The sequence below is a fragment of the Fictibacillus aquaticus genome, assembly GCF_002245695.1.
GTDB classification, from domain to species: Bacteria; Bacillota; Bacilli; order Bacillales; family Fictibacillaceae; genus Fictibacillus; species Fictibacillus aquaticus.
Genome location: NZ_NOII01000001.1, coordinates 688,159 through 707,439, shown reverse-complemented (window position 1 = coordinate 707,439; position 19,281 = coordinate 688,159). Strand labels below are relative to the sequence as shown.

Below are 19,281 nucleotides of genomic sequence, written 5' to 3'. Positions count from 1 at the left end.
TCCCATCAAAGGCAACATTAAACGGGTAAGGAGGTGTTACGTATGGCGAGAATCGGTGTTGAACAATCGCTGACTGCAGTTTCCGAAGCTCTTAGAGCACAAGGTCATGAAGTGGTTGAGCTGAAGCAGGAAAGCGACGCTAACGGTTGTGACTGCTGCGTGATTTCAGGTCAGGACCAGAACATGATGGGCATCCAAAACGCGGCTATCCAGGGTTCTGTGCTAAATGCTCACGGGATGTCTGCTGAGGATGTATGCGCACAGGTAGAGAGCAGGGTAAACCAGTAGGACAGCCGCGGCTGTCCTTTTTTGCACTTTTATGAGAGATATCTTTTTTATTGAAAAGATTCGGCGTAATAAAAAGATAAAATATTAAGTGCATATCAGCAAAGGCTGGTTGTCTGCCGGGTTTTCATTAGCACTCATATCATTTCTTCATCTTTATACATGAAAACTGTCCGTTTATTACACTTCTCATTAGGGAAGTATTTAGGCAAGAATTGCGTGGGCAGGTTCAACAGCAGCCTTCCGGCTATACTGCACTTTATACAGACAGGTGGGGACTCTATTGCCAATCTTTAATATTGTTCTAATCGTTATACTGATCATTCTAACTGCTTTTTTCGTTGCTTCTGAATTTGCAATCGTCAAAATTCGAAAAACGAGAATAGACCATCTAGCTGCAGAAGGAAATAAAAAGGCCATCGCAGCAAAGAAAGTCATCAATAATCTTGACGGGTATTTATCTGCTTGCCAGCTTGGGATTACCATTACAGCACTTGGTTTAGGGTGGCTGGGCGAACCGACAGTGGTTAAGCTCCTCCTTCCGGTTTTTGAAAGGATGGAAATATCAGACGCACTAGCTCACACCATATCATTCGGCGTTTCTTTCTTCCTTATAACTTTTCTTCACGTGGTGCTCGGAGAGCTTGCCCCCAAGACTGTGGCTATACAGAAAGCCGAAGCCATCAGTCTTGCAACAGCGCATCCTCTCATATGGTTCTACAGAATCATGTACCCATTCATTTTTATTTTGAACGGCTCAGCCATGCTGCTGACAAGGCTGTTTGGACTGAAGCCTGCAGGGGAACATGAAATGGTGCATACCGAAGAAGAGCTGAGACTCATTCTTTCTGAAAGCCTTCAAGGCGGAGAAATAAACCAGTCAGAGTACCGTTATGTAAACCGAATTTTCGAATTCGATGATAGAGTAGCTAAGGAGATTATGGTGCCAAGAACGGAAATTGTTTGTTTATTTAAAGAAAGAACATTCCTTGAGAACATGGAGATTATGAGAGGTGAAAAGTTTACACGATACCCAGTAGCAGAGTTTGATAAAGACCATATTACCGGACTAGTGAATATTAAAGAATTTTTTAACGAATATGTAGATCGGGAAGATGGCAGGCTGGAAGATTATATTAGACCAATCATTACGGTCCATGAAACAACGCCGATCCAGAAACTGCTAGTGAAGATGCAGAAAGATAGGACGCATATGGCAGTACTTGTCGATGAATACGGAGGCACGGCAGGTATCGTTACCGTTGAAGATATTTTAGAGGAAATTGTCGGGGAGATCCGTGACGAATTTGATGAAGATGAAGAACCGGAAGTCCAGCGCATCTCGCCAGATAATATTATTGTGGACGGCAAGGTATTGATTTCTGAAGTCAATAACCTTTTATCACTCGATCTCGATGATTCTGAACTCGATACAATTGGGGGATGGATTTTGACAAAGCAGATTGATGTTGAAATAGGGAGTACAGTCGAATATCAGGGCTATAACTTTAAAGTACTTGATCTGGATGGACACCAAGTAAAAAAGATAGCGATTGAACGGACTGCTATAGAAATTGAAAATGAACACGAAGATGAGCCAGCAAAGAAAGACACCTGATATAATCAGGTGTCTTTCTTTTTTGCCCAGTCGCCGTCATCTTGCTTTTCGTATCTATGCTTAACGGCACTCCAGGCAACTTTATGTGCGGTCTCCTCGCTGTTATACTCCTCCAGGGCTGAGTTGAAAGCTTCTTTATATATATCTTGGGCGTGATGTGGAAGGTGATCCTTTACACGATCCGGCAGGTCACTCAGTTTGTCATATGGCATGCTTATTATCCCTCCTTTTTGTTGTTCTTCCCTAATGAAAGACATTTTAAAACGAGGTCGTTTATTTCACATTCATTGATTAACTTGTTATCATAAAGGAGATGTTATTACAGGGAGATAATACAGCCTTATTTAAATTTATTATTATATAAGATTGACTAAAAATAAGCGTTTGTATTATAATAATGCCTGTAATAAAAAAAGCAGTGGAGGTTTTACGCATGGCAGAACGTATGGTAGCAAAACAAGCACCTCGATTTGAGATGGACGCAGTATTGCCAAACAAAGAATTTGGTAAAGTAAGCCTTGAAGAAAACATGAAAAATGACAAATGGACAGTTCTTTATTTCTATCCAATGGACTTTACATTCGTATGTCCAACTGAAATCACTTCTTTAAGCGACCGTTATGATGAGTTTGAAGATCTTGACGCTGAAGTAATCGGCGTTTCAACCGATACAATTCACACTCACAAAGCTTGGATTAACACTCCGCGCGATATGAACGGACTTGGCGAGCTGAAATACCCTCTTGCCGCTGATACAAACCATTCTGTAGCACGTGACTACGGTGTTCTAATTGAAGAAGAAGGAATCGCTCTTCGCGGTTTGTTCATCATCTCTCCAGAAGGAGAACTCATGTATTCTGTTGTTAACCACAACAACATTGGACGTGACGTAGAAGAAACATTGCGTGTCCTTCAAGCGCTTCAAACTGGCGGATTGTGCCCAGCTAACTGGAAGCCAGGTCAAAAGACACTCGAAGTTTAAAAATATTAATATCAAGGAACCCTGTTACAGCAGGGTTCCTTTTTACATATGGCGAAAATAATACATAGTGCTCGTTTGAGGGAAGCATAAGAAAGATATGTCAGCAGAGGTGAACAAATGAAAAAGCAATTTGCAGTTATCGGATTAGGACGATTTGGCGGCAACATGTGCCGCGCACTTACTAACCAAGGTATGGACGTACTGGCTATCGATGTAGACGAAGAACGTGTTAATGAGTTTTCAACGATCGCCGCTCACGCTGTTGTAGCTGATACGACGGATGAAGGGGTATTGAAAAGTCTGGGAATAAGGAATTTTGAGCATGTAGTCGTTGCGATAGGCGACAATATTCATTCCAGTATCCTGACAACTTTGATTTTGAAAGAGCTTGGTGTGAGCAAGATTACTGTAAAGGCTCAAAATGATTATCATGAAAAAGTTCTGAAGAAAATAGGTGCTGACCGAATCATTCATCCAGAAAGGGATATGGGAGTCAGGATCGCCCATCAGATCGTTTCCAACAGCGTCATTGATTATCTTGAATTGTCAGAAGAACATAGTATCGTGGAACTGAGCGCTTCTGCAGCAATGATAGGTAAAACACTGGCGCAGCTTGATATACGCGCCCGTTATGGATGCAATGTTGTTGCGATTAAAAGAGGAGATGATATCATTGTTTCGCCGCCTGCAGGAGAACCGATATCCAGAGGTGACATATTAATTGTTATTGGCGGTGATAAGAGCATTAACCGCCTCGAAAGCCAGCTGGCCCGAACGTAAAAAAAAAAACCGCCAAAGGGCGGTTTTTTTAATTGATTTAGATTTCCATAATGATAGGAAGTATCATCGGACGACGCTTCGTTTTTTCATATAAAAACGGTGCAAGTGTATCTGTAATTTCATTTTTAATTTCAGACCACTGCGTTGTTCGTTTTTCTTCCATGATTGTATTAAGATGCTTTGATAAAAGGTCCTGTGCATCATTGATTAAATCACCGGATTCTCTCATGTAAACGAAACCGCGAGATATGATATCAGGGCCAGCCTCGATGCGGAATTCTTTTAAGTTCATGCTTACAACTACGACAACCAAGCCTTCTTCTGATAAAATTTTGCGGTCTCGAAGCACGATGTTGCCGATGTCTCCAATTCCGCTTCCATCTACATATACAGATCCAGATGGGATTTTTCCTGCAACTGAAGCTTCTGTCCCTGAAAGGGCAAGGACTTCGCCGTTATCCATAATAAAGCAATTTTCAGGAGCAACGTCACAGTCAACTGCAAGCTTTGTATGCATTTTAAGCATCCTGTATTCACCGTGTATCGGAAGGAAATACTTTGGCTTCATCAGGCGGAGCATAAGTTTTTGCTCCTGCTGACCGCCATGCCCTGATGTATGGATATCATTGAGCGAGCCATGAATAACTTCAGCGCCGGCTCTGTATAATTGGTTGATTGTTTTAGAAACACTCAATGCATTTCCCGGAATCGGTGAAGATGAGAAGATCACTGTGTCACCTGGAATGATTTGAATCTGACGGTGTGTTCCGTTCGCGATCCTTGAAAGGGCAGCCATCGGTTCACCTTGGCTTCCTGTACACAAAATCGTAATCTCGTTATCTGGATAGCGGTTAATCTGGTTAGATTCAATGAATGTGTTCTTTGGTGCCTTTATGAATCCTAGCTCCTGACCGATCGTGATGGCAGAATCCATGCTTCTTCCGAATACCGCAATCTTCCTGTTATTCTGGACGGATGCCTCGACAACCTGCTGCAGCCTGTGAATGTTGGATGCAAAAGTAGCGAAGATAATTCTGCCGTCAACTTTTCGGAAGATATCGTGAATGCTTTCTCCTACTTTTCTTTCTGAGAGAGTAAAACCAGGTACTTCGCTGTTCGTGCTGTCGGAAAGAAGGCAGAGAACGCCGTCTTTACCGATTTCTGCCATTTTAGTCAAGTCTGCAGGCTCGCCGACCGGTGTAAAGTCAAATTTGAAATCACCAGTATGAACAATATTTCCTGGAGGCGTCTTAACGACAACCCCGAGAGATTCGGGAATGCTGTGCGTCGTACGGAAGAAAGACACAGATGTTTTTCGGAATTTGATGACATCGTCTTCCCCGATTATATTAAGCTTCGCACGCCTGAGAAGCCCATGCTCGTCCAATTTGTTTTTAATTAAGGAAATGGCAAGCTTTCCGCCGTAAATTGGCACGTTTACTTGACGGAGAAGATATGGGATCCCTCCGATATGATCTTCGTGACCATGAGTGATGAAAAGCCCTTTGATTTTATCTTCGTTTTTTACAAGGTAAGTATAATCAGGGATAACATAATCAATTCCAAGGAGCTCGTCCTCAGGAAATTTAATCCCTGCATCAATAAGGATGATTTCATCCTGAAATTGAATGCCATATGTGTTTTTTCCGATTTCACCAAGACCGCCGAGTGCAAAGACTGCCGTCTGATGGTTTTTTACAAATTTCATAAATTATACATTCTCCAATACGTAAGAGTCAGACGCCTTTTCATAGTCAAGGAAGTCACCTTTGATTTCCTGGATGAATTCAATGTTATAAGAGCGGTCTTTTAGTTTGTTGCGAACTTCTGCAATAGAACCTGCTTCCACGTAAATGGCTTTCGTGTTTTCTCTAATAGGCACTTCATTTGCAAAATCTTGAAAATATACTTTAAAAATCATTTTTATTCTCCTCGCCGTGCTAGTATTTATATAATCTTCGTTTTATTATAAATGAAATAGCTTTGTTTTTCATTAATTTTCATTTTACCCTTATTTTTACCTGCTTCATACAGGGTGAAACTGCTTCATTAATTAATTGCAGGTTCAGGCAAAGAGGGCTTAAGCATCTTTTTTAATTTTTGCAGCCACCGTTTTCTTCTTTTCATATCCGCACCACCACATTTTTTTCTTAGGATGCTCAACTTCAATGAAAAAGGTTCAGGAAAATGATGGCACATAATTCTTCAAGGGAGAGTGGCAGTTATCAGACTTGCAGCAGCATTAATCGGGCTGAGCATAATATGGGGAATGTCCTTCATGTTCATCAAGGTATTGCTTGAGGATTTGAGTCCGTGGCAGATCGTATTATATAGAAGCCTTTTTGGACTGGCAGCTCTTGCTGTTATATATTTCGTGAAAAAAATAAAGATCAGCTGGAAAGAGCAGCCGTATGGTCTTCTGCTTTTCGTTGGAATCATGAATGCTGGTATCCCATGGGGATTGATTGCATTAAGTGAAAGGTTCCTTCCGAGCAGCCTTGCAGCCATCCTGAATGCTACGACACCGCTTTGGGCTACTGTAATAGGTGTTCTCGCATTTGGCTCCAAATTAAGAGTGATTCAATGGTCAGGAATTATAATCGGCTTTTGCGGAATTGTTGCACTGTCTGGGTTTGATGGATCTGGTGCAGGAAACAAAGAGGTAATCTATGGTGTCATTCTTATGCTTTGCGGCACGTTTTGTTATGGATTCAGCTCGCATTTTGCAAAACGGCACCTTCAAGACGCAGGAGTGTGGGTGATATCGATGTCCACGCTGTTTGCCAGCATGCTGACAGGTTTTGCCGGAAGCCTGTTGACGGGAGGGGTATTTGTACACTTGAATGGAACATCGATTATCTCATTAATAGGATTAGGTTCATTCGGTGGCGGAATCGCTTATCTGCTCTATTATTATTTGATTCAAAAAGGATCAGCAGAACTGGCCACATTAGTGACGTATTTAGTGCCAGTAACTGCCGTTGCATGGGGCGCTGCATTGCTCGGTGAAAAAGTAACACTTCATATGGCTGCTGGACTTTTCTTAATACTTGCGGGAATTTATTTATCAACTAGGAAAAAGAGAGAAGTCCGGCAAAAAAACAATAAGCTGACGGCATAAAAAAAATCTGCGTACACCGCAGATTTTTTTGTTTTGCAAATGTTCAATTGTAATTCATTTTGACTCGAGCGAATTTTTGCTGCAAACGCGGTTTATCGGCCTGCAGGTACTTGTGAAGGAGGCTGAAAAGGGTTTTCTTTATTAATCTTGTCGTAAAACATAATGCCATCTAAATGATCAATTTCATGCTGAAAGACAATTCCTGGCATTCCCTTCAGTTTAAACTCTATCAATTCTCCTTCAGGAGAGTAGCCTTTCACGGTCAATTTTGCATATCTCGGAACATAACCTGGCACTTCACGGTCAACGGATAAACACCCTTCTCCGCTTTCGAGGTATGTTAACTGGACAGAATGACTGATGATTTTAGGGTTGATCATCGCACAACTGTAAAGCTTGCCGTTCTCATCTTCTACATGGACAGCGATAATTCGTTTTGTAATCCCTATCTGAGGAGCAGCCAGGCCGACACCTGGACGCAGACCGAATTTAGGACCAACCTCTGGATCTTGGCTGTTTATTACATATTCAAGCAGTAACTGGGCTGTCTTTTTATCTTCTTCACTTATAGGAAGCGGCACATCAGCAGATTTTTCTCTAAGAGCTGGGTGCCCTTCTCTTACGATATCTTTCATTGTCAGCATGTAAATCCCCCCGGACACAATTTCAATACGTAACCTGTCTTATTCTAGCATACAGGCAGAACTAAAAAAAAGAACGGATATTTACGGCTGGATACATGACATCGATAAGAAATCATGCAATGCCTCAAGTGAGTATTCTGCTTATGAAACAGGGCTTTGATATTAATGATACAGATTAAAGTAAACTAATTTGAAATACGGTTAATTTGAGTTGGATAGAATAAAAAACTCGGTAGATTAAAGAGATTGACTGCGTTTTTAAGGTAATGTACACTAGTATTCGTAAACGCCTTGATTGTATTACTATTGACTCATGTAATAAGTGATACAGTTTTGTCAGCAGTTAATGGCAGCAGCTCTGTTTCATCTGGATGATAGAGGGAAAACAAAGCTTGTATGTTCCAATCGAAAATATCCATGAAACAATTACTGCCAATTGTCTTTGCATCGCATTTTTTGGACATTCTAAAGAATGTGTTTGCACTATGGCAGATCTAATGAAGGTATAAGAAAGGAAGAGGTGAAGTTCATGAAAACGAACACGATTGATGCTGTACAAGATCAATTTGAAACGTTTCAGATTCTCTCAGAAGATGGAGAAGTTGTAAACGAAGCCGCAATGCCTGAACTATCAGACGAGCAGCTTCAGGAATTAATGCGCAGAATGGTATATACCCGTATTTGGGATCAGCGTGCTATCTCGTTAAACAGACAAGGGCGCTTAGGCTTCTACGCACCAGTAGCAGGACAAGAAGCTTCTATGCTTGGCACTCAGTTCGCGCTTGATAAAGAAGACTGGATTCTTCCAGGTTATCGTGATATTCCGCAGCTCGTTTTCCACGGTTTGCCGTTATATAAAGCGTTCTTATATTCCCGTGGTCATTTTGAAGGCGGACAGATTCCTGAAGGAGTTAATGTCCTTATGCCGCAAATCATTATCGGAGCTCAAATTATCCAGGCTGCCGGTTTTGGACTTGGCCTGAAAAAGAAGGGCAAGAAGAACGTTGCGATTACTTATACAGGGGACGGCGGAGCTTCTCAAGGGGACTTCTATGAAGGTCTTAACTTTGCCGGAGCTTATAAAGCAAATGCTATTTTCGTCGTTCAGAACAACCGTTTTGCTATCTCTGTTCCAGTTGAAAAACAGTCTGCTGCAAAAACGATCGCACAAAAAGCAGTTGCCGCTGGAATCGAAGGCATCCAGGTTGACGGAATGGACGTTCTCGCTGTTTATGCTGCAACACAGCAAGCCCGCGAACGTGCAGTTAATGGCGAAGGTCCGACTTTGATCGAGACACTTACTTACCGTTATGGCCCGCATACGATGGCCGGTGACGATCCTACACGCTACAGAACAAAAGAGTTGGATGACGAGTGGACGAAGAAAGATCCGCTAGTCCGTTTCCGCAAGTTCTTAGAAGGCAAGAAGCTTTGGTCTGAAGAACAGGAAAACAAAGTAGTAGACCAGGCGAAAGAAGATATTAAAGAAGCAATCAAGAAGGCTGACGGTGCTGCTAAGCAGAAAGTAACAGACTTGATCGGCTTCATGTTTGAAGAACTTCCTTACAATCTGAAAGAGCAAATGGAAGAATATAAAGCAAAGGAGTCGAAATAATATGGCTCAAATGACCATGATCCAGGCCATCACGGATGCGATGCGCACTGAACTTAAAAATAACGAGAACGTTCTTGTTTTCGGTGAAGACGTTGGTCAAAACGGAGGCGTATTCCGTGCAACGGAAGGCCTTCAAAAAGAATTTGGCGAAGACCGTGTTTTTGACACGCCGCTAGCTGAGTCAGGTATCGGCGGTCTTGCATTAGGTCTTGGAATGACAGGATTCCGTCCAGTCATGGAAATTCAGTTCTTCGGCTTCTTGTTCGAAGTAATGGATTCTGTTGTTGCACAGATGGCACGTATGCGCTATCGTTCTGGCGGAGTATACAACTCGCCTGTGACTATCCGTTCTCCATTCGGAGGCGGTGTTAAGACGCCTGAGCTTCACGCTGATTCTTTAGAAGGATTAATGTATCAGTCTCCGGGAATTAAGGTCATCATCCCGTCAACACCTTATGATGCAAAAGGTCTTTTGATCTCAGCAATCCGTGACAACGATCCGGTTGTATTCCTTGAGCATATGAAGCTTTACCGCTCGTTCCGTGGAGAAGTTCCTGAGGAAGAGTACACAATTGAGATCGGGAAAGCAGATGTCAAGCGTGAAGGTAAAGATGTTTCTATCATTACTTACGGCGCTATGGTCCATGCTTCTCTTAAAGCTGCTGAAGAACTTGAGAAAGAAGGCATTTCTGCTGAAGTTATCGACCTTCGTACAATCAGCCCGCTTGATATTGACACAATTATTGCTTCTGTTGAAAAGACAGGACGCGCGATCGTTGTTCAAGAAGCTCAGAAGCAAGCAGGAATTGGAGCGTTCGTTGTTGCGGAAATCAATGACCGCGCGATTCTTAGCCTTGAGGCTCCTGTTCTTCGCGTAACAGCACCAGATACAGTATTCCCGTTCGCATCTGCGGAGGACGTTTGGCTGCCTGACCACAAAGATATCGTGGAAAAAGCGAAGAAAGTCTACAACTTTTAAATAATACAACGTAATGCTGAAAGAGAATGACGGAAACCGATTTCTTTTTCAGCCTTTTAAAATAGGCAAGTATGTTAAACTTGATTACTAGGAGGCGTTATTGTGGCATTTGAATTCAAGCTTCCCGACATTGGAGAAGGAATCCATGAAGGTGAAATCGTTAAGTGGTTTGTTAAGCCAGGTGACGAAGTAAAGGAAGATGACATTCTTCTTGAAGTTCAAAATGATAAAGCAGTTGTTGAGATTCCATCACCTGTAGACGGTAAAATTTTAGAGGTTAAAGTTGACGAAGGAACAGTTGCTGTAGTCGGTGACGTTCTTGTTACAATCGACTTTGAAGGTGAAGCGCCAGCTTCTGCACACGGTCATGACGACGAAGAGAAAGCACCTGAGCAGCCTAAAGCAGAAGAGAAAGCTCCTGAAGCTAAAACAGAAGCTAAAACAGAAGCTAAAACAGAAGCTCCTGCACAAGAAGAAGTAAAAGAAGAGCCTGTTGATGAAACAAAGCGTGTTATCGCTATGCCTTCTGTACGTAAATACGCGCGCGAAAAGGGCATCGACATCCGCAAAGTACAAGGTTCAGGAGACAACGGACGAGTGCTTAAAGAAGATGTAGATAAGTTCGTAAGTGGCGGAGGAGAAGCGCCGGCTGCAGCAGAAGCTAAGGGTGCGGAAGAAGCACCGAAAGCTGCAGAAACGAAGAAAGAAGCTCCTAAAGCAATTCCGGCTGGAGAGCAGGAAACACGTGAAAAGATCAAAGGCATCCGCAAAGCGATCTCTAAAGCGATGGTTAATTCCAAGCACACTGCTCCTCACGTTACGTTGATGGATGAAGTGGACGTGACAGATCTTGTCGCACACCGCAAGAAGTTCAAATCTGTAGCGGCTGACAAAGGCATTAAGCTTACTTACCTTCCTTACGTGGTAAAGGCGCTTACTTCTGCTCTTCGTGAATACCCAGCGCTAAATGCTTCTATCGATGATGCAAACGAAGAAATCGTGTACAAACACTATTTCAATATCGGTATTGCAGCTGATACAGATAACGGCTTGATGGTACCAGTTGTTAAGGAAGCTGACCGTAAGTCTATTTTCAAAATTTCTTCTGAAATCAATGAATTGGCTACAAAAGCACGTGACGGCAAACTTTCAGGCGATGACATGAAAGGCGGAACTTGCACGATCACGAATATCGGTTCTGCAGGCGGACAGTGGTTTACACCGGTTATCAATCATCCGGAAGTAGCTATCTTAGGCATCGGGCGCATTGCTGAAAAAGCTGTAGTGAAAAATGGAGAAGTTGTAGTAGCTCCAGTTCTTGCGCTTTCTCTAAGCTTTGACCACCGTCTGATCGATGGTGCAACGGCTCAAAACGCACTCAACCACATTAAACGCTTGTTGAACGATCCACAACTATTAGTAATGGAGGCGTAAAAAGATGGTAGTAGGAGATTTTCCGATCGAATTAGACACACTGATTATTGGTTCAGGCCCTGGGGGATATGTAGCTGCGATCCGTGCGGCACAGCTTGGACAAAAAGTAGCAGTAGCGGAAAAGGCAGAAATGGGCGGCGTTTGTCTAAATGTCGGCTGTATCCCTTCTAAAGCTTTGATCAACGCTGGACACCGTGTTGAACACGCTAAACATTCTGAAGACATGGGAATCTCTGTTGATAACGTGACAGTTGATTTTTCTAAAGTTCAGGAATGGAAAGGCGGCATCGTTAAGAAATTAACTGGCGGTGTTGAAGGCCTTCTTAAAGGAAACAAAGTAGAAATTATCCGCGGTGAAGCGTACTTTGTAAACGAAAATACTGTACGTATCATGGATGACAAAGCTTCACAGACATACACGTTCAAAAACTGCATCATCGCGACTGGGTCCCGTCCGATTGAAATTCCAGGATTTAAATGGAGCGAAAGAATCCTTTCTTCAACTGGAGCGCTTGCGCTTCAGGAAGTTCCGAAGAAAATGGTTGTTATCGGCGGCGGATACATTGGAATGGAGCTTGGAACAGCTTTCGCTAACTTTGGAACTGAAATTACGGTCCTTGAAGGCGGAAAGCAAATCCTTCCAGGCTTTGAAAAGCAGATGAGCCAAGTTGTTTCTAAGCGTTTGAAGAAAAAAGGCAACGTGGAAGTATTCACTGAAGCGCTGGCTAAAGGCGTTGAAGAAACTAAAGACGGTGTAAAAGTTACGGTTGAAGTAAAAGGCGAAGAAAAAACATTTGAAGCTGATTATTTGCTCGTAACAGTTGGACGCCGTCCAAATACAGAAGAACTAGGTCTTGAGCAAGTTGGCGTTGAAATGACTGAACGCGGACTGATCAAAATCAACAAGAAGTGCCAGACTAGCGTAAACGGTATCTATGCGATTGGTGACGTTGTAGAAGGCCCTGCACTTGCACATAAAGCTTCTTATGAAGGTAAAGTTGCAGCTGAGGTCATCAGCGGACATGCAGCTGAAATCGACTATATGGCGATTCCGGCTGTCGTGTTTACAGATCCTGAGCTTGCTACAGTAGGCTATGATGAAAAGTCAGCGAAAGAAGCAGGATTTGATGTGAAAGCATCTAAGTTCCCGTTTGCTGCAAACGGACGCGCGCTTTCCATGAATGAAACAGACGGCTTTATGAAGCTGATCACTCGTAAAGACGACGGTTTGATCATCGGTGCCCAAATCGCAGGCGGAAATGCTTCTGATATGATCGCGGAGTTAGGGTTAGCAATTGAAGCAGGCATGACAGCTGAAGATATTGCAATGACAATTCACGCTCACCCGACTTTCGGTGAAATCGCGATGGAAGCAGCTGAAGTGGCTATCGGACTTCCTGTTCATGTCGTAAAATAATCAATATAAAAAGCTTTCCGATTTATTCGGAAAGCTTTTTTTTTTTTGAAATTATACCTTTTTAACATGCTCTTAACTAAGAAATGATTATTTAATAGGTTGTTATGAAGAAAGTCCAACTGATCTGGCTCTGTGGAATTAGTAATGCTTCATCGTCTACCCCTTAGGGAAAATGCCTTTCTACGTTCATATACTTACGCTGACTTTTCAACATCCGCTAAAATATACTTGATCCATCATTGATAAATTTGATCGGAGTTTAAGCTGCCGACTCCTCGAAAACATATTTTCTTCTGGCGAGGTCTTGCTGCGTAGCCTTCATTATCCAGCAGAAAACGGTTAGCCCCTCGAGGTCAAAAGGCAAGTGGCCAATTAGTCAAAAACCGACTTACCGGCCCTTCCTCTTTTGCTTGTCGGGGCTGAACGAGCATTTCGTCATACCCCGCGGAAAGCGTGTGCCTGGAACGGAGATCAACCGCTTCAATGATTTCTTTCTTTATATGCTTTTTTCACTTAAAGCTAATGAAAAGCAGCTGAATTTTAGAAGAGAAATAAGCATAGTATTTACAATAAGTATAAAGGAGGGGATTTGTGATGCCCGCCATACTCTTATTATTTGTTCATTTAGCTTTGTGGGTGCTTTACAGCCTCGTTCTTATATTGTCAAGACATGATCATAATCTTTTCGAATCGCTGCTTCTGCTTTTGTTCGCATATTTTGGCTACTTGCTGACAGTGCACTCAATCCAAAACAAGGGAATGGCATTTCGTATTACCCTATCAAGCACACTGCTGTATATTGCTGGAAAATGGGCTGCTGTAAGCTGGCTTCATTTATCTTTATAGCCTAGCTTTTGTTCCGAACTGTTTCAGAAGCAATGGCTTTATACAGGGAAACCATGATAAGCAGCATGACAAACGTGAATGGAAATGCCACTATGATCGATGCCGTCTGTAAGGCTTCCAGACCTCCCGACCACAAAAGGATGGCCGCTGATGCTGAGATGATAATACCCCAAATAAATTTAACCTTGTTTGAAGGGTTTAAACTTCCCCCTGATGTCTGCATCCCTAATACAAATGTAGCGGAATCGGCAGATGTAATGAAGAAGGTACTGATCAAAAATATAGCTAATACCGACATGATGGAACTGAACGGAAGCTGATCAAATAAAGCGAAAAGTGCAACTTCAGTTCCTTTGGACTCAATTACTTTGTTGAGGCCGAGCTGGTTGAATAATTCAAGATGAAGAGCAGCACCGCCAAACACTGAAAACCATAGAGCACCAAAAATTGTCGGGACAAGCAGTACACCTAAAATGAACTCTCGGATGGTTCGGCCTTTGGACACACGTGCGATGAAAGTACCAACAAATGGCGCCCAAGCGATCCACCATGCCCAATAAAAGACGGTCCAGCCTTGAATCCACCCTGATTGGGAAGGTTTAAACGGGCTTAGCCGAAGACTCATGCCAGGAAGATACTGCAGATAATTTCCGATTGACTGAACGAAAACATCCATAATAAAGTTTGTTTGAGATACAAACAGCAGGAAAAGCATGAGCGCGACAGCGAGAATAATGTTCAAGTTGCTCAAATATTTTATGCCTTTATTCAAGCCTGTCTGGGCTGATAAGATGAATAGAACTGTGACGATGCCGATAATGATAAGCTGTGTCATAAACGTATTTGGAATATTGCTTATGTAAGACACTCCACCGCTTATTTGTACTGCGCCTAAACCGAGAGAAGTAGCAACCCCGAAAATTGTGGCGATGACGGCAATGATATCAATGGTTTTTCCTATCGGACCTTCAGCTCTTTCGCCGAGAATTGGAGTGAAAATAGCACTGATCAATCCAGGTGAATTTCTTCTGAATTTAAAGAATGCTAAAGCCAGACCGATTAGTGTATAGATTGCCCATGGATGAAGTCCCCAATGGAAAAAGCTGTAACGCAAAGCCAGCTGTGCAGCTTCAGGAGTGGAAGCTTCTCCAGCAGGCGGTGCATAAAAATGGCTGATTGGCTCCGCTACTCCCCAAAACACAAGCCCGATTCCCATTCCCGCACTGAACAGCATGGCAAACCAAGTAATCGTACTGTACTCAGGTTTTTCATCAGCGTCACCCAGCTTAATCCTTCCATATTTACTGAACGCTAGGAACAGAACAAACACTAAAAAGATGGTGGCAGATAAAAGATAAAACCAGCCGAATTTATCCTGCAAAAAATTTTGAATGGCCGTTGCCTTTTTATAGAACTGATCAGGAATAATAATTCCCACAGCGATAAAGACCAGTGATATAACCAACGAAACAAAAAATACTGTATTAGACCGCTTACTCATACATACACCCTTTCATGCGTTTGATATTATCATTTCCATGCAAGCTGAAAGCTATGATTTGCATAAAAAAAGAAGCCCTGCATGTGCTGAGCTTCAAGCTAAATATATTCGGCGGTTCTTGAAGAAAAGTGGCTGTCATTAATAAGGTTTTCATCTAAGAAGAATGTTACTTTGATCAAATAAAGAGCAGGTTGTTTATTTGCGCAGATTAAAATGCATGATTCTTCCATTAAATAAGGTGAGTTCCCCTTTAAGCTTGGAAGCGATAAAGCGGCAGATTTCATTTGCTTTTCCCTTGTCACCATGGGTTGAAATTTCCGTCAGTGCAATATGTATCTTGCTGAAGCCTTGACCACTTTCCATTTCACCATGATGGTCAACGCCTATTAGAATGTAGTTGTAAAGGGAGTTCTTTTCTCCTTTTAAATAGAACCAGGTGGACGGGTCATCGTTATTTTCAATGATTTCATAAGGGAAGGCTGCAGAGCCGTAGTGCCAATTTAACTGATCGCCGGTCTTTGCTGTAATGTTTTTATAATAATATAAAAGGTCTTTTACCTCTTCCAATCTGATACTTTGCTGTACAGAAGCTGAAGTAAGTGTAATGGAAGCTTGATTGGCCATTTGATCACTCCTGAAAATCATTGTTTATTTTAGTGTACCATCTGAAAGAAGATTTTGACAATTTACGTTTCATGAAATGAAGATTAGGGAAAAGACAGGAAATTGACTACGGAATAATCTTAGAAATGGGGAATAGTTATAAGATAAATCAGTATACATGGCAGCCCGGTCAATATGAGAAGGAGGGTGGACTATGGAATGGCTTGAAAAGCTTTATGACGAAACTGAAGAGGTCAAAGTAAGGTTTGCAGGTTTTGCAACAGATACTTCGAGGTATGATTTTGGAATTGTGTTCACTAATATGTTTTTTGGAAAGCCCCTTGTCGTTTGCATGCAGACGGGAAGATCAGCACTGCTGGATTCTGAAGATGTTAAGAACTGGGAGTATATTAGAAAGGTATTTCACCTGAAATCGATTAGTGAGGCGGAAAATCTTGCTTCGATTTTTGAAGAATATGTTCCAAAACATCATTCCGTTCATCAGTATGAGTGATAATTTTTAAAAGTGTTATACTAAATACGGTTGACAAAGTTAATGTGACATAATATTATAATGGTAACAAATAAAAGCGCTTTCAAAGTGAGAGGAGAATGGACCAATGGGTACTATAGTTTGCCAGACATGCGAGTCAACAGTGGAACATTTTGAAGGTGAAAAAGTTACAACGCTTTATACGAAACAGTGTCCGAATTGCAAAGAAGTCTCTGTTCAAGAAGTTTAGTAATAATAAGAAGAACTAAAAAAATCCTCCGTGATATGCGGAGGATTTTTTTATGCTATTTAATTGCAACGTGTTCTTTAATTACTTTAAGATTTTTCAAAGTGCCGTCCTCAGGACCCTGCACAGGCAGTCCAGCTTCTAAGTTTTCTTTAATATAAGCGAGGTTTTCCTCTGTAATGATTTCACCAGGGATGAAAATTGGGATTCCCGGCGGATAGACCATCACGAATTCAGCGATAATTCTCCCTGCTGATTCTTCGAAAGGGATAGACTCTGTCTGGGCATAAAAAGCATCTCTTGGAGAAAGTGCAAGAACAGGAATATCAGGAACATGAACCGGAAATGAAGCAGTCTCTTCGGATTTATCCTTGCGCATCACTTTTGCCATTTCCTTTAAGGCTTCAATCAGCATCATCGTGTCTTTTTCTTTGTCAGCTGTAGTGATTAAACACAAAATATTATACAAGTCTGACAGCTCGACTTCAATCTGATGTTTTTCGCGAAGCCATGTTTCAGCTTCATACCCTGTAATGCCAAGCTCTTGGACAGAGATCAGGAGTTTAGTCGGATCGTAATCGAACGTTGCCTTAGTGCGGAGAATTTCCTCTCCTACACAATAAAGTCCTTCAATTTCATTAATCTTCGCACGTGTGTCATTCGCGAGTGTGATGGCTTTTTCAATCAGTGCATATCCTTCTGTTGCGAGACGGCGCCGTGCTGCATCGAGTGAAGCTAAAAGAATGTAAGAAGTAGATGTCGTCGTGAGCATGCTTAAAATAGTCTGGACACGGTCGGGTGAGACAAGTCCGTCTCTAACATTTAAAATGGAGCTTCCGGTTAAAGAGCCTCCAAGCTTATGCACACTTGTCGCGGCCATGTCGGCACCTGCCTGCATAGCCGAAAGCGGCATATGATCGTGAAAGTGAATGAGCACCCCGTGCGCTTCGTCAACAAGAACAGGAACATTCTTAGAATGGGAGATATCCACGATTTCTTTTAAATCGGCTGCAACGCCAAAATAAGTAGGATTAATAACGAGAACAGCCTTTGCGTCAGGATTTTGATCCAATGCTTTCTTTACGGCATCTGGACTGATTCCATGAGAAATCCCAAGGTCGATGTCGAGCTCAGGGTGAATGAAAATCGGTGTCGCACCAGAAAACACGATCGCTGTCATGATCGATTTATGAACGTTTCTTGGCACGATGATTTTTTCGCCAGGACCAACGACAGACATGATCATCGTCATGATCGCTCCGCTCGTTCCCTGTACGCTGAAATACGTATGATCTGCGCCAAAGGCTTGGGCAGCTAGATCCTGTGCTTCTTTGATCATCCCTTTTGGATGATGCAGATCGTCTAATGGAGCAATGTTGATCAGGTCTATAGACAAAGCATTTTCGCCGATAAAATTACGGTATTCTTCATCCATTCCACGGCCTTTCTTATGGCCGGGTATATGAAACTGCAGCGGGTTTTTTTTCGCATGTTCACGCAGTCCTGTAAACAGCGGAGTATCTTGTTGAGACAATATTCGCACACCTCATCTATAATGAAATTATCTATATCATTGAACATATAAAACAAAAAGAAGTATATCAAAAATCAAGACAATATGTAAGTAAATATGCAAAAAAGGAGAGTAAACATGAGAATAGTAACGAAGGTAACTGAAGGATTGGGAATACAAGTGCCGGTTATACAGGGAGGTCTTGCTTATCTTGCTTATTCACGTCTTGCAGCTGCTGTTTCAAATGCAGGAGGACTAGGGCAGATCACCGCAATGTCTCTTCCGGATGAAGAGGCTTTGCGAAGTGAAATAAGAGAAGTACATAAATTGACGGAAAAACCATTCGGCGTGAATTTTGCGATTGGCCAGCACGGAAGGCAATACGAGCATATGCTCGAAACGGCTGTTGAAGAAGGTGTAAAGATTGTCAGCGTAACGGGAGGCAATCCTGCTCCATTTTTAAAGAGGCTTGAAGGAACAGGTGTTAAAACATTAGTTCTTGTCGCGAGTGTCAGGCAGGCGCAAAAAGCTGAAGAGTGCGGTGCTGACTTCGTTATGGCAGTCGGACAAGAAGGCGGAGGACATATCGGCAGGGATGATATTGGAACAGTAGTGCTGATCCCAAGAGTCGTTGAGGCTGTCAGCATACCTGTCATCGCCTCAGGAGGTATCGTAGATGGAAAAGGGCTTGCGGCTGCGCTGGCACTTGGAGCGGAAGGAATAGAGATGGGAACCAGGTTTATAGCAGCTGCCGAATGCGAGCACGCGCATCCAGCATACAAACAAGCAATCATTGATGCTTCTGAACAAGATACTGTCGTGATTAAACGGTCGCTTGGAGCGCCAGGACGAGCTGTTTATACACCGTTTACGGAAAAGATATTGGAACTGGAAAGAAATCAGGCTGGATTTGATGTGTTAAAGGATTATATAAGCGGAGAAACAAACAAAAAATACATTTATGAAGGGCTGGGAGAAGAAGGCTTCGGCTGGGCCGGCCAAGGTGCTGGAGGCATTAATGCCGTGCAGAAGGCAGAAGAAATTCTCAAGACAATTGAGAAGGAGGCAGCAAGTATAATGGATAAGCTTCATGAAAGGCTTCAGCGATAAGTTTAGCCAGCCATGATGTTCACCCAAACCAAATTACATACCGGCAATATAATAGTGGTAAGAAGCGGGCAAACTGCTTCTCGCCACTATTTT

At 42.5% G+C, this 19,281-nt stretch carries 20 protein-coding genes; 13 read left to right on the top strand and 7 right to left on the bottom strand.

From position 1 onward, the window contains the following. Positions 1-42 precede the first annotated feature (42 nt). Together CGZ90_RS03695 and CGZ90_RS03690 are read left to right on the top strand one after the other, a co-directional pair. Positions 43-288, top strand: a complete 246-nt coding sequence (locus CGZ90_RS03695; protein ID WP_094250976.1) for a YkuS family protein — start codon at positions 43-45, stop codon at positions 286-288. Between the two features lie 280 nt (positions 289-568). Then, on the top strand, positions 569-1,903 hold the full coding sequence (locus CGZ90_RS03690; RefSeq protein ID WP_094250975.1) for a hemolysin family protein: 1,335 nt from the start codon (positions 569-571) through the stop codon (positions 1,901-1,903). A 5-nt stretch (positions 1,904-1,908) separates the two neighbouring features. On the opposite strand, the gene CGZ90_RS03685 is transcribed toward CGZ90_RS03690, so the two are convergent. Further along, complete coding sequence (locus CGZ90_RS03685; protein WP_094250974.1) at positions 1,909-2,115, bottom strand: ChaB family protein; 207 nt, start codon at positions 2,113-2,115, stop codon at positions 1,909-1,911. A gap of 221 nt (positions 2,116-2,336) precedes the next feature. On the opposite strand from CGZ90_RS03685, the gene CGZ90_RS03680 reads away from it, so the two are divergent. Together CGZ90_RS03680 and CGZ90_RS03675 are read left to right on the top strand one after the other, a co-directional pair. Next, a complete protein-coding gene (locus CGZ90_RS03680; RefSeq protein WP_094250973.1) occupies positions 2,337-2,885 on the top strand; it encodes a peroxiredoxin in 549 nt (182 codons plus the stop codon). 117 nt (positions 2,886-3,002) lie between these two features. Next, positions 3,003-3,665: a potassium channel family protein gene (locus CGZ90_RS03675; protein ID WP_094250972.1), complete on the top strand. Its 663-nt coding sequence runs from the start codon at positions 3,003-3,005 to the stop codon at positions 3,663-3,665. A 37-nt stretch (positions 3,666-3,702) separates the two neighbouring features. Here CGZ90_RS03675 and rnjA read toward each other — a convergent pair whose 3' ends face one another. Further along, a complete protein-coding gene (rnjA, locus tag CGZ90_RS03670) occupies positions 3,703-5,373 on the bottom strand; it encodes a ribonuclease J1 (protein ID WP_094250971.1) in 1,671 nt (556 codons plus the stop codon). Between the two features lie 3 nt (positions 5,374-5,376). Then, positions 5,377-5,586 carry a DNA-dependent RNA polymerase subunit epsilon gene (locus tag CGZ90_RS03665; RefSeq protein WP_094250970.1) on the bottom strand — a complete coding sequence of 70 codons (210 nt, stop codon included), beginning with the start codon at positions 5,584-5,586 and terminating at the stop codon, positions 5,377-5,379. Positions 5,587-5,880: 294 nt separating this feature from the next. On the opposite strand from CGZ90_RS03665, the gene CGZ90_RS03660 reads away from it, so the two are divergent. Continuing rightward, the gene (locus CGZ90_RS03660) at positions 5,881-6,786 is read left to right on the top strand and encodes a DMT family transporter (protein WP_094250969.1); all 906 of its coding nucleotides are present in this window, start codon (positions 5,881-5,883) and stop codon (positions 6,784-6,786) included. Positions 6,787-6,878: 92 nt separating this feature from the next. On the opposite strand, the gene def is transcribed toward CGZ90_RS03660, so the two are convergent. Beyond that, positions 6,879-7,430 carry a peptide deformylase gene (gene def / locus CGZ90_RS03655; protein ID WP_094250968.1) on the bottom strand — a complete coding sequence of 184 codons (552 nt, stop codon included), beginning with the start codon at positions 7,428-7,430 and terminating at the stop codon, positions 6,879-6,881. A gap of 529 nt (positions 7,431-7,959) precedes the next feature. On the opposite strand from def, the gene pdhA reads away from it, so the two are divergent. The 5 genes from pdhA (at position 7,960) to CGZ90_RS03630 (ending at position 13,721) form a co-directional block, all read left to right on the top strand. After that, complete coding sequence (gene pdhA, locus CGZ90_RS03650) at positions 7,960-9,045, top strand: pyruvate dehydrogenase (acetyl-transferring) E1 component subunit alpha (protein ID WP_094250967.1); 1,086 nt, start codon at positions 7,960-7,962, stop codon at positions 9,043-9,045. A gap of 1 nt (position 9,046) precedes the next feature. Further along, entirely contained in the window at positions 9,047-10,024 is a 978-nt protein-coding gene (locus CGZ90_RS03645) for an alpha-ketoacid dehydrogenase subunit beta (RefSeq protein ID WP_094250966.1), read from the top strand. Positions 10,025-10,126: 102 nt separating this feature from the next. Next, positions 10,127-11,458: a dihydrolipoamide acetyltransferase family protein gene (locus CGZ90_RS03640; RefSeq protein ID WP_094250965.1), complete on the top strand. Its 1,332-nt coding sequence runs from the start codon at positions 10,127-10,129 to the stop codon at positions 11,456-11,458. A 4-nt stretch (positions 11,459-11,462) separates the two neighbouring features. Further along, positions 11,463-12,875, top strand: a complete 1,413-nt coding sequence (gene lpdA, locus CGZ90_RS03635; RefSeq protein WP_094250964.1) for a dihydrolipoyl dehydrogenase — start codon at positions 11,463-11,465, stop codon at positions 12,873-12,875. 594 nt (positions 12,876-13,469) lie between these two features. Next, entirely contained in the window at positions 13,470-13,721 is a 252-nt protein-coding gene (locus CGZ90_RS03630; protein ID WP_094250963.1) for a hypothetical protein, read from the top strand. A gap of 1 nt (position 13,722) precedes the next feature. Here CGZ90_RS03630 and CGZ90_RS03625 read toward each other — a convergent pair whose 3' ends face one another. Further along, the gene (locus CGZ90_RS03625; protein ID WP_094250962.1) at positions 13,723-15,222 is read right to left on the bottom strand and encodes a glycine betaine uptake BCCT transporter; all 1,500 of its coding nucleotides are present in this window, start codon (positions 15,220-15,222) and stop codon (positions 13,723-13,725) included. Between the two features lie 195 nt (positions 15,223-15,417). Continuing rightward, on the bottom strand, positions 15,418-15,846 hold the full coding sequence (locus tag CGZ90_RS03620; RefSeq protein WP_094250961.1) for a DUF1885 family protein: 429 nt from the start codon (positions 15,844-15,846) through the stop codon (positions 15,418-15,420). Positions 15,847-16,039: 193 nt separating this feature from the next. On the opposite strand from CGZ90_RS03620, the gene CGZ90_RS03615 reads away from it, so the two are divergent. Together CGZ90_RS03615 and CGZ90_RS03610 are read left to right on the top strand one after the other, a co-directional pair. Further along, positions 16,040-16,339, top strand: a complete 300-nt coding sequence (locus tag CGZ90_RS03615) for a DUF3055 domain-containing protein (protein WP_094250960.1) — start codon at positions 16,040-16,042, stop codon at positions 16,337-16,339. A gap of 106 nt (positions 16,340-16,445) precedes the next feature. Next, entirely contained in the window at positions 16,446-16,568 is a 123-nt protein-coding gene (locus CGZ90_RS03610) for a GapA-binding peptide SR1P (protein WP_094250959.1), read from the top strand. Positions 16,569-16,623: 55 nt separating this feature from the next. Here CGZ90_RS03610 and CGZ90_RS03605 read toward each other — a convergent pair whose 3' ends face one another. After that, complete coding sequence (locus CGZ90_RS03605) at positions 16,624-18,099, bottom strand: aminotransferase class I/II-fold pyridoxal phosphate-dependent enzyme (RefSeq protein ID WP_094250958.1); 1,476 nt, start codon at positions 18,097-18,099, stop codon at positions 16,624-16,626. A gap of 117 nt (positions 18,100-18,216) precedes the next feature. Between CGZ90_RS03605 and CGZ90_RS03600 the strand changes: the two genes are divergently transcribed. Then, entirely contained in the window at positions 18,217-19,188 is a 972-nt protein-coding gene (locus tag CGZ90_RS03600) for an NAD(P)H-dependent flavin oxidoreductase (protein WP_094250957.1), read from the top strand. Positions 19,189-19,281 lie beyond the last annotated feature (93 nt).

Coding starts and splice junctions, on each gene's coding strand:
- CGZ90_RS03695 (WP_094250976.1), top strand. CDS start 43: ATGGCGAGAATCGGTGTTGAACAATCGCTGACTGCAGTTTCCGAAGCT.
- CGZ90_RS03685 (WP_094250974.1), bottom strand. CDS start 2,115: ATGCCATATGACAAACTGAGTGACCTGCCGGATCGTGTAAAGGATCAC.
- CGZ90_RS03680 (WP_094250973.1), top strand. CDS start 2,337: ATGGCAGAACGTATGGTAGCAAAACAAGCACCTCGATTTGAGATGGAC.
- CGZ90_RS03675 (WP_094250972.1), top strand. CDS start 3,003: ATGAAAAAGCAATTTGCAGTTATCGGATTAGGACGATTTGGCGGCAAC.
- rnjA (WP_094250971.1), bottom strand. CDS start 5,373: ATGAAATTTGTAAAAAACCATCAGACGGCAGTCTTTGCACTCGGCGGT.
- CGZ90_RS03665 (WP_094250970.1), bottom strand. CDS start 5,586: ATGATTTTTAAAGTATATTTTCAAGATTTTGCAAATGAAGTGCCTATT.
- def (WP_094250968.1), bottom strand. CDS start 7,430: ATGCTGACAATGAAAGATATCGTAAGAGAAGGGCACCCAGCTCTTAGA.
- pdhA (WP_094250967.1), top strand. CDS start 7,960: ATGAAAACGAACACGATTGATGCTGTACAAGATCAATTTGAAACGTTT.
- CGZ90_RS03645 (WP_094250966.1), top strand. CDS start 9,047: ATGGCTCAAATGACCATGATCCAGGCCATCACGGATGCGATGCGCACT.
- lpdA (WP_094250964.1), top strand. CDS start 11,463: ATGGTAGTAGGAGATTTTCCGATCGAATTAGACACACTGATTATTGGT.
- CGZ90_RS03630 (WP_094250963.1), top strand. CDS start 13,470: ATGCCCGCCATACTCTTATTATTTGTTCATTTAGCTTTGTGGGTGCTT.
- CGZ90_RS03625 (WP_094250962.1), bottom strand. CDS start 15,222: ATGAGTAAGCGGTCTAATACAGTATTTTTTGTTTCGTTGGTTATATCA.
- CGZ90_RS03620 (WP_094250961.1), bottom strand. CDS start 15,846: ATGGCCAATCAAGCTTCCATTACACTTACTTCAGCTTCTGTACAGCAA.
- CGZ90_RS03615 (WP_094250960.1), top strand. CDS start 16,040: ATGGAATGGCTTGAAAAGCTTTATGACGAAACTGAAGAGGTCAAAGTA.
- CGZ90_RS03610 (WP_094250959.1), top strand. CDS start 16,446: ATGGGTACTATAGTTTGCCAGACATGCGAGTCAACAGTGGAACATTTT.
- CGZ90_RS03600 (WP_094250957.1), top strand. CDS start 18,217: ATGAGAATAGTAACGAAGGTAACTGAAGGATTGGGAATACAAGTGCCG.